Annotated in this window: 12 protein-coding genes; 5 read left to right on the forward strand and 7 right to left on the reverse strand. The window is 69.9% G+C overall.

Annotated elements, in window-relative coordinates; all coding sequences use genetic code 11:
- Nucleotides 1–321 (forward strand): ATP-binding protein (locus CCN72_RS30295; RefSeq protein ID WP_143664247.1); only part of this gene is annotated, 321 nt, incomplete at its 5' end.
- Nucleotides 322–680: 359 nt separating this feature from the next.
- Here CCN72_RS30295 and CCN72_RS30300 read toward each other — a convergent pair.
- Both CCN72_RS30300 and CCN72_RS30305 read right to left on the reverse strand, forming a co-directional pair.
- On the reverse strand, nt 681–950 hold the full coding sequence (locus tag CCN72_RS30300; RefSeq protein WP_086811221.1) for a hypothetical protein: 270 nt from the start codon (nt 948–950) through the stop codon (nt 681–683).
- On the reverse strand, nt 917–1,561 hold the full coding sequence (locus CCN72_RS30305) for a hypothetical protein (RefSeq protein ID WP_086811222.1): 645 nt from the start codon (nt 1,559–1,561) through the stop codon (nt 917–919). Before CCN72_RS30305 ends, CCN72_RS30300 begins: the two co-directional genes overlap by 34 nt.
- 28 nt (nt 1,562–1,589) lie before the next feature.
- Between CCN72_RS30305 and CCN72_RS39265 the strand changes: the two genes are divergently transcribed.
- Entirely contained in the window at nt 1,590–2,552 is a 963-nt protein-coding gene (locus CCN72_RS39265; protein ID WP_158101438.1) for a toxin glutamine deamidase domain-containing protein, read from the forward strand.
- A 34-nt stretch (nt 2,553–2,586) separates the two neighbouring features.
- Here the strand turns inward: CCN72_RS39265 and CCN72_RS30315 are convergent, their stop codons facing one another.
- The 5 genes from CCN72_RS30315 to rpsL all read right to left on the reverse strand — a co-directional run bounded on the left by CCN72_RS30315 (nt 2,587) and on the right by rpsL (nt 8,012).
- On the reverse strand, nt 2,587–3,564 hold the full coding sequence (locus CCN72_RS30315) for a hypothetical protein (RefSeq protein ID WP_244174558.1): 978 nt from the start codon (nt 3,562–3,564) through the stop codon (nt 2,587–2,589).
- Nucleotides 3,565–3,652: 88 nt separating this feature from the next.
- On the reverse strand, nt 3,653–4,846 hold the full coding sequence (gene tuf / locus CCN72_RS30320; protein ID WP_037657541.1) for an elongation factor Tu: 1,194 nt from the start codon (nt 4,844–4,846) through the stop codon (nt 3,653–3,655).
- Nucleotides 4,847–5,001: 155 nt separating this feature from the next.
- The gene (gene fusA / locus CCN72_RS30325; RefSeq protein WP_037657540.1) at nt 5,002–7,128 is read right to left on the reverse strand and encodes an elongation factor G; all 2,127 of its coding nucleotides are present in this window, start codon (nt 7,126–7,128) and stop codon (nt 5,002–5,004) included.
- A gap of 39 nt (nt 7,129–7,167) precedes the next feature.
- Entirely contained in the window at nt 7,168–7,638 is a 471-nt protein-coding gene (gene rpsG / locus CCN72_RS30330) for a 30S ribosomal protein S7 (RefSeq protein ID WP_003992340.1), read from the reverse strand.
- A gap of 2 nt (nt 7,639–7,640) precedes the next feature.
- The gene (rpsL, locus tag CCN72_RS30335) at nt 7,641–8,012 is read right to left on the reverse strand and encodes a 30S ribosomal protein S12 (RefSeq protein WP_003948652.1); all 372 of its coding nucleotides are present in this window, start codon (nt 8,010–8,012) and stop codon (nt 7,641–7,643) included.
- A gap of 423 nt (nt 8,013–8,435) precedes the next feature.
- Here rpsL and CCN72_RS30340 point away from each other — a divergent pair, with 423 nt between their 5' ends.
- The 3 genes from CCN72_RS30340 to CCN72_RS30350 form a co-directional block, all read left to right on the forward strand.
- Nucleotides 8,436–9,152, forward strand: coding sequence for a Crp/Fnr family transcriptional regulator (locus CCN72_RS30340; protein WP_086811224.1), 717 nt, complete (start codon nt 8,436–8,438; stop codon nt 9,150–9,152).
- A 128-nt stretch (nt 9,153–9,280) separates the two neighbouring features.
- Nucleotides 9,281–10,021, forward strand: a complete 741-nt coding sequence (locus tag CCN72_RS30345) for a hypothetical protein (RefSeq protein ID WP_086811226.1) — start codon at nt 9,281–9,283, stop codon at nt 10,019–10,021.
- A partial coding sequence (locus CCN72_RS30350) for a hypothetical protein (RefSeq protein ID WP_086811228.1) occupies nt 10,018–12,105 on the forward strand: 2,088 nt, incomplete at its 3' end. The genes CCN72_RS30345 and CCN72_RS30350, both read left to right, overlap by 4 nt.

Consider the following 12,105-nt stretch of genomic DNA (forward strand, 5'->3'; position numbering starts at 1 on the left):
GAGCAGCTGCGGAGCTGGGGGATCCTCTCGGACGCGGCCACGCACGTGATCGCCGAGCTGGCCGCGAACGCCGCGACCCATGGCCGGGTGCCGGGACGGAACTTCCAGCTCACGCTGAACGTCGTCGGCGACACGCTCCGCGTCGAGGTGACCGACACCCGCCGCGAGTGCCTGCCCGCGACCCAACACCCCTGCGCGGAGGCGGAGTCGGGGCGCGGACTGCTCATCGTGGAGGCGCTCGCCGACCGCTGGGGCGTGTCGTCGGACGTCGTGCCGCGCAAGACCGTGTGGGCCGAGATCACCGTCCCGGTGGGTGCCTAGAGGCCGGGGATCACGGCCCGCTCGGCACCACAGGACGGTTCTCGCAGCCGAACTCCCTCTCCACCGCACCGGCGAACCGTGCAGAGGGAGAGGACGCTGGTGCGGGGCTTCTGGTCGCGTACGACGATCCGGCACAGCTCGGAGCCGCCGAACATGGTCACCTTGTCCTTGTCGCCGCTCCAGGACCTCGCGTCCTCGCGGAAACGGGCGCCGGCCCCGTCGAGGCCGGCCGCGCCGAGCAGCGACCTGCATGTGGCCGCCGTACCGTCGTCGCGCTTCCCCGTGTCCCCCGACCCGCACCCCGCGGCCGCCAGGAGCAGGGCCAGGGCAGGCGGGTACGGCCATCGGCTTGCGCACGCCTACCAGCCCCGCGCGTCGTCGGTGTCGCTGTCGTGGGCGCTCATGTGTTCGTGCTCCGCGTAGTTCAGCAGCGGGTCATCGCGTTGCCTGCCTCCTTGCTCCCTCGCGTCCGCGCCGAAGTCGCGCCACGCGCCCTGCGCGGATCCCGTGTCCAGGCCGTCGTTGAAGAGGTCGTTGGACTCGGGGGTCGTGACGAGGTGCAGAGCCGTGACGAGGTGCAGAGCGAAGAGGCGCGCTAGATCTGCGGGCCCATCGGCGGCGGTCCCCACACCGGCGGCATCGTCGGAGCCATGAGCCGGCGGCGGTGGCGGCCGCGGCGGATCGCGGTCACGATGCAGATGGCCGGGACCGCGAGCGCCGCCGTGAGGAAGCAGCCGACGGCCGCGAGCATGCCGACGGCCATGCCCCGCACCTGGGGCTTGTCGCCGAGGGCGAACTCGGCGGACGGGAGGTCCGAGGTGCAGAGGACGGGGTAGTCGCCGGTGGTCTTCGGGGTGAACTCGAAGACACGTTCCCAGGAGCGGGCGCCGAGGGTGACGCGGAAGGTTCCGGACGGCTGGGTCACGGAGTCGGCGAGGGCCCGCGGCACGCGGCAGTCGACATGGCCCGGCGCGGACTGGGAGACGTAGATCGACCGGGCCTTGCCCTGGGTGAAGCTGAACGTGCGCTGCTCGCCGCTGTTGAACAGGCGTGCCGTGTCGACCAGGTGCACCGTGTCCTTGACCGCCGGCACGCCGAACGCGATGCCGGCGCCGACCAGGACGAGGCCGAGCAGTGCCGCCACGACGTACCAGATACGCCGGGGCCGTAGATCCTTCGCGGGGGGCGGCGGGGCGACGTGGCCGCCGTACGGTGTGCCCCAGGTATTGGGTATGGACATGACGACGCATCGTAGAGGAGGGAGCCGGATGGGGACCCGAGAGGAAGCCGTGGCGGCGGCCGGGCGATGGCTGCGGACGACCGCGTATCCGGAGCGCGCGGATTCCGTCGTGCTGCTGCCGGAGACGGCCACGTGGTATCCGTACGCCTGGACGGTCCGCTTCGACTTCCGGGAGCACCTGGACACCGGGGACCCGGCGCAGGCCCCGTTCAGCGCCCTCGTCGTCGTGCCGCACGACGGTACGGGGGCCCACTGGTCGCCCACGCACCTGCCGGCGGAGCGGTATCTGGCGATGCGGGCGGCACAGGGGCCGCGGGCGGACGATCCCTGGGTGCGCGCCGCGGCCTGGCTGCGGGACGTCTACGGCGCTCTGGTGGAGCTCGCCGTGCCGCCGGACCGGCAACCGGTGTACGAGACGGGCGCCGCCTGGCTGCTGGCCTGCCGGGCGGTCCCCCAGCCCGGATTCCCCGAGGAGCCCATGCTCGCGGCCTCCGTCGTGGTGCCGAAGGACGGCGGCACCCCCTTCCACCCCTCCCCCAGCGACCCGCTCGCCGATGTGGAGGCCCTGGCGCCTGGTACGGCGGCCCGGCGCGCGGCCGGGGAGCAACTGCACGCCCGCGGCTGCCTCGTCGCCGTGCACTGCGGGATCGACGGCATCCCGGTGACCGCCCTGCCCTGGCGCCCCTTCCATGAGGCCCCCGGCTGGTGGGAGCGGCTCGGGCGGCGCTACTTCCCGCGGTTCGAGCCGGTCGCGGTGCGGGACTGGGACGATGTGGTCCGCGCCGTCGAGGCACCGGGGCCCGGCACCCGGGGCGTCGTCCGGGTGCGCCGCCGGCTGCGCGACCAGGAGGTCAGCGGAAATCTGCTCTATGTGCACAACAACCAGGGCCGGGTCGTCTTCCTCGACGGTCTGGCCGGCGCGCTCGGCCGCCTCGATCCGCCGCCCCTGCTGCGCGAGCTGACCCTGCTGCGGGCCCTGCCCCAGGGGTAGCCAGGACCCAGGGGTAGTCAGGACCCAGGGGTGGTCAGGAGCGCGCCACCGGCACCAGGTTGACCGCGCTGAGCAGGCCGCCGCCCGCGGGGAGGCCGAGGGCGGTGCGCAGGGTGCCGACGGCCGGGTCGCGCAGCGAGACGACCAGGCGGTAGGGCGGCGGGCCTGTGACGGCGCCGGTGGAGTCGGCGGGCGGTACGAGGGACCTCGCCACGGAATCGCCGTCGTGGCCGGGGCACAGGGCCTCGGCGGGGACGACGATCTCACCGCCGCCTCCGTCGCTCACGTCGACCGAGGCGCCCGAAGCAGCCGGGGCGCCCGAGGCGCTCGCACGGGCGGCGGAGGGCCAGATGACGGGCAGGCCGTGGGCACCGGCCACCAGGCCGTCCGGGCCCTCGATCTCCACGGCCGCGCCCTCGCCGCCGAGCGCCCGCGAGACCTGGAGCGGTTTCTTCGTGCCCGGCGTGGTGAAGCGAAGCCCGATGACGATGTCGCCCTCGCCGTCGGGGTCCGCCGCGTACCCGTAGTGGCTCAGCGACAGCTGCGGACCGGAAGCGGGGGAAGCGGGGGCCGGCGGCTCGACGTCGGTGGCGCCCGCGGGGAGCGGGAAGTGGTGGTAGCCCTTGGTGCCGCACCGATCGCCGTCGGAGGTGCCGCCGCCGGGCAGGGAGACCGCCTCGGCCGGACCGGAGGCGGGCCCGGCGGCCGGTGCGGGCGGCGAGGACCGCGGGACCGGGATCAGGCCCAGCTGGAAGGCGCCGAAGACGACCACGGCCGCGACCGCGATCCAGGGCGCCGCGGCCGCCGGCCAGGCGGTGGCCGACCGGGGGCGCCGCGGCTGGCGCGGGCGCCGCGGGCGTCGTACCCGCCGGGCGGCCGCCAGCCGGTCCCGTGCCGACGCCTCCTTGGGGGCGCCCGCGCCACCGCCCTCCATCGCGTCCCGCAGGAACGCCTCCCACTGCTCGTCGGACGGGGACTCGTCGGGGCCTTGGGCGGGCGGGAGGCTGCTCACGGGCTCAGGGTACGACGAAGAGGCCCGTACGACCGAAGTCGTACGGGCCTCTCCAAAGGTCGGTCAGTGACCTTCAAGCAAGCGGAACTTACTTGACGATCTTGGTGACCTGGCCGGCGCCCACGGTGCGACCACCCTCACGGATGGCGAACTTCAGGCCCTCCTCCATGGCGACGGGCTGGATCAGCGAGACAGTCATCTCGGTGTTGTCGCCCGGCATGACCATCTCGGTGCCCTCGGGGAGGGTCACAACGCCCGTCACGTCCGTCGTACGGAAGTAGAACTGCGGACGGTAGTTGTTGAAGAACGGCGTGTGGCGGCCGCCCTCGTCCTTGGACAGGATGTACGCCTGCGCCTCGAACTCGGTGTGCGGGGTGACCGAACCCGGCTTGATGATGACCTGGCCGCGCTCGACGTCCTCGCGCTTGATGCCGCGGAGCAGCAGACCGACGTTCTCACCGGCCTGGCCCTCGTCGAGCAGCTTGCGGAACATCTCGATACCGGTGACCGTGGTGGTGGTCTTCTCGGTCTTGATGCCGATGATGTCGACGGTCTCGTTGACCTTCAGGACACCACGCTCGATACGGCCGGTGACGACCGTACCGCGACCGGTGATCGTGAAGACGTCCTCGATCGGCATCAGGAACGGCTTGTCGACGTCGCGCTCCGGCTCCGGAATCGCGGTGTCGACGGCGTTCATGAGGTCCAGGACGGACTGGGTCCACTGCGCGTCGCCCTCGAGGGCCTTCAGCGCGGAGACACGGACGACCGGCAGGTCGTCGCCCGGGAACTCGTACTCCGAGAGAAGCTCACGGACCTCGAGCTCGACGAGCTCCATGATCTCCTCGTCGTCCACCATGTCGGCCTTGTTCAGGGCGACGACGATGTACGGAACGCCGACCTGGCGGGCCAGGAGCACGTGCTCCTTGGTCTGCGGCATCGGGCCGTCGGTGGCGGCGACCACCAGGATCGCGCCGTCCATCTGCGCGGCACCGGTGATCATGTTCTTGATGTAGTCCGCGTGACCCGGGCAGTCGACGTGGGCGTAGTGACGCGCCTCGGTCTGGTACTCGACGTGCGCGATGGAGATGGTGATACCGCGCTGGCGCTCCTCGGGCGCCTTGTCGATGTTGTCGAACGGGGTGGCCTCGTTCAGCTCCGGGTACGCGTCGTGCAGCACCTTGGTAATGGCGGCCGTGAGGGTCGTCTTACCGTGGTCGATGTGACCGATGGTGCCGATGTTGACGTGCGGCTTAGTCCGCTCGAACTTCGCCTTCGCCACTGGGGTCCTCCTGTGGAGTGGTTCTGTACGCCTTACTTCATCGGCGCCAGGTGATCTTTGCTGGATAGCCCGGAACCCGGGGCATTCATCCTGGTATTCGGCTGAATGCCCCTTGAGGCTCCGGAGTCAAGCCTAAAGCGTGCGAACGCGGTGCGTTACTCGCCCTTGGCCTTCGCGATGATCTCCTCGGCGACGTTCCGCGGAACCTCGGCGTAGGAGTCGAACTGCATCGAGTAGCTTGCGCGACCCGACGTCTTGCTGCGGAGGTCGCCGACGTAGCCGAACATCTCCGAGAGGGGCACGAGGCCCTTCACGACGCGGGCGCCAGCCCGCTCCTCCATGGCCTGGATCTGGCCACGGCGGGAGTTGATGTCGCCGATGACCTCACCCATGTAGTCCTCGGGCGTGGTGACCTCGACGGCCATCATCGGCTCAAGGAGCACGGGCGAAGCCTTGCGCGCGGCCTCCTTGAAGGCCTGCGAGCCGGCGATCTTGAAGGCGAGCTCGGAGGAGTCGACCTCGTGGTAGGCACCGTCGTGGAGGATGACACGGACACCGGTCATCTCGTAGCCGGCCAGGATGCCGAACTGCATGGCCTCCTGCGCACCGGCGTCCACCGAAGGGATGTACTCCTTCGGGATACGGCCACCGGTGACCTTGTTCACGAACTCGTACGAGGTGTCGCCACCCTCGAGCGGCTCGATGCCGATCTGCACCTTCGCGAACTGACCGGTACCACCGGTCTGCTTCTTGTGGGTGTAGTCGACGCGCTCGACGGCCTTGCGGATCGTCTCGCGGTACGCCACCTGCGGCTTGCCGACGTTGGCCTCGACCTTGAACTCACGGCGCATACGGTCGACCAGCACCTCGAGGTGCAGCTCGCCCATACCACCGATGATGGTCTGGCCGGTCTCCTCGTCCGAGTGGACCTGGAAGGACGGGTCCTCCTCGGCCAGGCGCTGGATCGCGACGCCGAGCTTCTCCTGGTCGCCCTTCGACTTGGGCTCGATGGCGACCTGGATGACCGGCGCCGGGAAGTCCATGGACTCCAGGATGACCGGGTTCTTGTCGTCGGACAGCGTCTCACCGGTGGTGGTCTGCTTCAGGCCCATGACGGCGACGATGTCACCGGCGCCCACCGACTCGATCTCCTCACGCTTGTTCGCGTGCATGCGGTAGATCTTGCCGATGCGCTCCTTCTTGCCCTTGACGGAGTTCAGCACCGAAGAGCCGGACTCCAGGCGGCCCGAGTAAACCCGGACGAAGGTGAGCTTGCCGAGGTGCGGGTCGCTCATGATCTTGAACGCCAGCGCGGACAGCGGCTCGTCGTCGGACGGCTTGCGCTTGACGACGACCTCGGGGTCCTTGACGTCGTGGCCCTCGATGGCCTCGATGTCGACCGGCGAGGGCAGGTAGCGCACGACCGCGTCGAGCAGGGGCTGGACGCCCTTGTTCTTGAACGCGGTGCCACAGAACACCGGGGTGACCGTGGTGCCCTCGCTCTTGCCGGACGCGATGGTGATACGACGGATCGCGGCGTACAGCTGCTCCACGGAAGGCTCTTCGCCCTCCAGGTACAGCTCCATGATCTCTTCGTCGTTCTCGGCCACGGCCTCCAGCAGCTTGCCGCGGTACTCCTCGGCAGCCTCGGTGTGCGTGTCCGGGATGTCGACGACGTCGTACATCTCGCCCTTGGTGGCCTCGGCGGACCACACGAAGGCCTTCATCGTCACCAGGTCGACGACGCCCTTGAAGTCCGCCTCGGCACCGATCGGCAGCTGCATGACCAGCGGCTGAGCGCCCAGGCGGTCGACGATCATGTCGACACAGCGGTGGAACTCGGCACCGGTGCGGTCGAGCTTGTTGACGAAGCAGATACGCGGAACGCCGTAGCGGTCCGCCTGACGCCACACCGTCTCGGACTGGGGCTCAACGCCGGCGACGCCGTCGAACACCGTCACGGCACCGTCGAGCACGCGCAGGGAGCGCTCCACCTCGACGGTGAAGTCGACGTGGCCCGGGGTGTCGATGATGTTGATCGTGTGGTCGACGTCTTCCAGCGGCCAGTGACAGGTGGTGGCAGCAGAGGTGATCGTGATGCCACGCTCCTGCTCCTGCTCCATCCAGTCCATGGTGGCAGCGCCGTCGTGGACCTCACCGATCTTGTAGGACACACCGGTGTAGAACAGGATCCGCTCGGTGGTGGTCGTCTTGCCCGCGTCGATGTGGGCCATGATCCCGATGTTGCGGACCTTGGCCAGGTCAAGTGAAGTGGTAGCCATAAGGCTTCAGTCTTCTCTCGGTCTCGATGTGGGTAGCGACTACCAGCGGTAGTGCGCGAAGGCCTTGTTGGACTCGGCCATCTTGTGGGTGTCCTCGCGCTTCTTCACAGCGGCGCCGAGGCCGTTGGACGCGTCGAGAAGCTCGTTGAGCAGGCGCTCGGTCATGGTCTTCTCGCGACGGGCGCGGGAGTAACCGACGAGCCAGCGCAGCGCGAGCGTGTTGGCACGACCGGGCTTGACCTCGATCGGAACCTGGTACGTCGCACCACCGACACGGCGGGACTTGACCTCAAGGGTGGGCTTGATGTTCTCAAGCGCGCGCTTCAGCGTGATGATCGGGTCGTTGCCCGTCTTCTCACGCAGACCCTCCATGGCGCCGTAGACGATGCGCTCGGCGGTGGAGCGCTTGCCGTTCAGCAGCACCTTGTTGATGAGGGAGGTCACCAGAGGAGAGCCGTACACCGGGTCGATGATGACCGGGCGCTTCGGGGCGGGGCCCTTACGAGGCATTCTTACTTCTCCTTCTTGGCGCCGTAGCGGCTGCGGGCCTGCTTGCGGTTCTTGACACCCTGGGTGTCGAGAGAACCGCGGATGATCTTGTAACGAACACCGGGCAGGTCCTTCACACGGCCGCCGCGCACGAGCACGATGGAGTGCTCCTGCAGGTTGTGTCCCTCACCCGGAATGTAAGCAGTGACCTCGATGCCGCTGGTCAGACGCACACGCGCGACCTTACGCAGGGCCGAGTTCGGCTTCTTCGGGGTGGTCGTGAACACACGCGTGCAGACGCCACGACGCTGGGGCGAACCCTCGAGTGCGGGCGTCTTGTTCTTCTCGACCTTGTCCTGCCGGCCCTTACGGACCAGCTGCTGGATCGTAGGCACTACTTCTCCGGTTTCTGTGTGCCGAATAGGTAAAGCTAACCTGGAACGCCTCCGACCCACGCGGTCGGGTGTGTCGAATCCGCCAGACTTCCGCCGCGAGGCGAGAAGGGCGCGAATTACGGTGGCCGTTCGTGGCTCGCCGTACGGTTTCAAGGCACGCACAGCAGCCAGGGCACACCCCAGGCACAAGGTCTGAGGGTACCTACCTCATTCGCTGTGGTCAAAACAAATGGAACCCGGCCGCCCCGGGTGGCAAGCGATGCCAAGCCGCAGTACGCTCCGCGATCTTCGAATCGACGCTCCGGGCCGGCGCGGAAGCGTTCGAGCCGCTCCGGCCGATTGTCGCCCATCCCCCCGGCGGACGCATCCAGTACGTTGACACGTTGCTCCGAGCAAGCGGCTCAGTGGCACCAGGGGGGCGGAATGGCCGCAGGACGTACGCGCGCGTGGGACGACGACGGATTCGACGACGCGGTGCCCTTCCTGGCCCGGCTGGAGAAGGAGGACCGGCTCGCGCTGCTCTCCCTCGGCCGGCCGCTGCGCTACGGGGCGCGCGCCGTCCTCATGTACCAGGCCGAACCCTCTGCCCATGTGCTGCTCGTGCTGCACGGCTGGACGAAGGTCACAGCGGCCGCGGCCAACGGTTATGAGGCACTGCTCGCCCTGCGGGGTCCCGGTGACATTCTCGGGGAGGGCGCGGCACTCAGCGGCCGCCACCGCTCGGCGACCGTGACCGCGCTGGAACCGGTCCAGGCCGTCGTGATCGACCAGAACCGGTTCACCGCCTTCCTTGCCGAGAACGCCCGAGTGGCGCTGCAACTGCTGAGCCTGTCCACCGACCGGCAGCGCACCACCGATCACCGGCGCCTGCAATGGGCCGCGCTCAGCGTGCGCGAACGCATCGCCGTCCTTCTTCTCGAACTGGTGCGCACGCACGGCCACCGGACCGACGAGGGCATCGAACTCACCATCGGGCTGAGCCAGCACGAATTCGCGGGCTCGGTCGGCTCCTCGCGCGAGGCGGTCGCCCGGTTCCTGGCGGAGCTGCGGACCCGGGATGTCGTCGCCACCCGGCGCCGCCGCATCGTGGTGCTCAGGCCCGACGTGTTACGCCGCATCGGCGGCGAGGGCACCGCCTGAGGGTCGCGCACACCTGCCCGGCGTTCGTCTGCGCACACGGTCACACTTCTTCCGCGTCATCCGCCCCGCCGCCGTACGGCTCCGGACTGCCAACGTGCCGGTACACCCGACGAGCGCGAGAGGCAGCCATGTCCGATCCCGTGTACCGCACCATCCTGCTCTTCGACATCGAGCAGTTCGGCTCCCGTGACGATGTGGAACAGGCGTACCTGCGCCGGATCCTCTACGACGTCGTCGACGCCACCCTCGTCGACGCGGACGTGGACGAGACGGCCGCCCTGCGCGCGGACCGCGGTGACTCCGTCATGGCCCTCATCGACACCCGGGTCTCCGTGCCCGCCCTGGTGAAGACGCTGCTGACCGAGACGCCGTCCCTGCTGCACAGCAAGAACCGCCTGCTCGCCGACAGCGCCCGGATGCGCCTGCGCATCGTGCTCTCCGGCGGCTACGTCGCCGTGGACGAGCTGGACGGCTGGGTCGGCTCGGACCTCAATCACGCGGTACGGCTGCTGAACGCGGACCCGCTGCGGGACGCGCTCAAGCAGCGGGACGGCGACAGCGTGCTGTGCGTGTCGGACGGCGTCTACAACGGCGTGGTCCGGCACGGGCCGCCGGGGGTCAGGCCCGAGGACTTCCACCGGGTGACCGTGGAGACGAAGGAAGGGCCCACGGTGGCGTGGCTGCACGGCGCCCAGGGCCCGACCCGGGTCCGGACCGCCGAGGCAGGAAGCGCGGACTCCCCCGCGGCCGGCGCGGACACCGCTCAGGTCAACCACACCAGTGTCGCGGGCGACCAGTACGGCGTCAGCGGGGGCACCGTGCACGGCGATCTCCACTTCGGCCTTCCGAACCGGGACGGCCGCCGATGAGTCAGGAGCCAGCCGCCGCCGCGCCCGCCGGGGAGCAGGCCCCACAGGACGCCGAACAGGAGGAGCAGGAGGCGCCGGGAAAGCGCCAGGAAGCCTGGGCCGCCCGCAAGGCACTGATCCAGCACGGCCCCTCGTTCGTCATGTCCCTGGACCGGACCACCTCCGCCACGCAGGTGGGCCGTGACCAGTTGGGGGTCAGCGGCGGCACGGTCCACGGCAACGTGAACAACTACTTCGGCGGTGTCCCCGCCCGCCCCGAGCACCTCTCCGGTGTGGTCCGCCCGGAGGAGATCACGCAGCTGGCCGAGGTCTTCCGCGGCTGCGCGAGCTTCGAGAAGGCTCTCGCCCGGCTCCGTACCGACCGAATCGTGATCCTCTCCGGCGGCCGGGACACGGGCCGCTGCTCGGCCGCGCTGATGCTGTTGCACCGGGCGACGGGCGGCGGCCCGGTGCGCAGTCTGGAGCGGCCCCGCTCACTGTCCGCGCTGCCGGACCGGCTGGACCGCGCGGAGGGCTACTTCCTGAAGGACTTCACCGCCGACCGCAGCAGCCCCGTGCGCGAACCACAACTGCTGGGCCTGCGGGAGCAGCTGGAGCATTCCGGCGGTCATCTCGTCATCACGGTCGAACCGTCGACGGCCCTGGACGACGTCCCGTTCGTACGATGGGAGCCTCCTCCGCCCGAAGAGATGCTGCACGCGCACGTCACGTCCCAGATCGGCGAGGCGGGCTGGCGGGAACTGTGCGGCCTCCAGCAGGTGAAGGAGTTTCTCGCCGGGCAGCACCAGCCGGCCGTGCTGAAGGAGTTCGCCCAGCGGCTCGTCGCCGTGCACCGCGGCGAGGCCGACGCACAGGCGCTCACCGAATACAGCGAACGCGCCATCGGGGCCCAGGTGACCCGATGGCTCACCGACGGGCAGCGCGAGCTCCTGGAGAAGGCGTTCCTGATCTCGCTCGCCGTCTTCGACAAGGCGCCCTACGCGGTCGCCGCCGAACTCGGTGACGCGCTCTACGCCGGTCTGCAGCACACGGCCGACCCGGGTAAGCCGCCGGTGATCCCGGTCTTCGGGGTCTTCCGGGAGGACCGGCTCCGGTCCGCGCACGCCCGCGGCTACCTCGACACCGAGGTGACCGAATGGGGCGTCGTCGGCCAGTACATCGCCGAGTTCCAGGAGGAGCGCACCGCCAGGACGCTGCTGGAGACAGTGTGGAACCTGCACCCCTCCGCCCGGCCCGCGCTGGTCGAGTGGATCGACCGGCTCGCGGAGGACCGCCGCCCCCTGGTCCGCACCCGGGCCGCCTCGGCGACCGCGCTCCTCGCCACCGCCGACTTCTCCTCCGCGCTGGCCCACCTCATCGAGCCGTGGGCGGACGACCGGAACCGTGACTCCTGGCTGATGGCCGCCAACGCCCTCACCCTCGCCGATCTGCTGGAGGTCAAAACCGTCCGGCCCCTTCTGCGGGACTGGTGCATCGGGGATGTCGAGAGCCGCCGGTGGACAGCCATCCGCGCCTACAGCCTGCTCGGGCCCACCGCGCCCGAGGAGACCCTGGACGTCCTGCTGGACAGCATCCGGCAGCAGCCGCAGCCCGAGCCCGTCGACGAGGACGAGGAAATCCCGGAAAGCGTCCACCAGTTCGCCGACGCCCTGGAACTGCTGCTTCTCGCGGTGCGCGAACCCGTACTGGGCAGGCTCGCCGAATGCCTCGGCCGCGAGCGCACGGTACGCGAGCATGCCCTGCTCGCCTTCCTCAAGGCATGCAGGCAGGCGGAGGAGCCCGACGGCCGCCCGCTGGTCCTCCACTGGTACGCGCAGGCCCGCGCGGGCGCCGAACCGGACACCGAGCGCCACCTCACCGTCTTCTGGAAGGCGTTGCTGGCCGACCGTACGACCAATGACGGAGCCCTGGACGTCCTCTCCGGTTGGGTGCGCCGGGCGGACGGCGAACCGGAGACCGAATCGGCTCTGGCCGCGCTTCTTCCGGCCGTCACCGCGGAGCCGCCCAACGACCGCCGCGTCGGCCACCGGCTGCGTAGCCTGCGCGACTCCCCGCCGTCCCCCTCGCCGTCCGCCCGGCGCACC

It is taken from the genome of Streptomyces murinus, from assembly GCF_002154555.1.
Taxonomy (GTDB): domain Bacteria; phylum Actinomycetota; class Actinomycetes; order Streptomycetales; family Streptomycetaceae; genus Streptomyces; species Streptomyces murinus.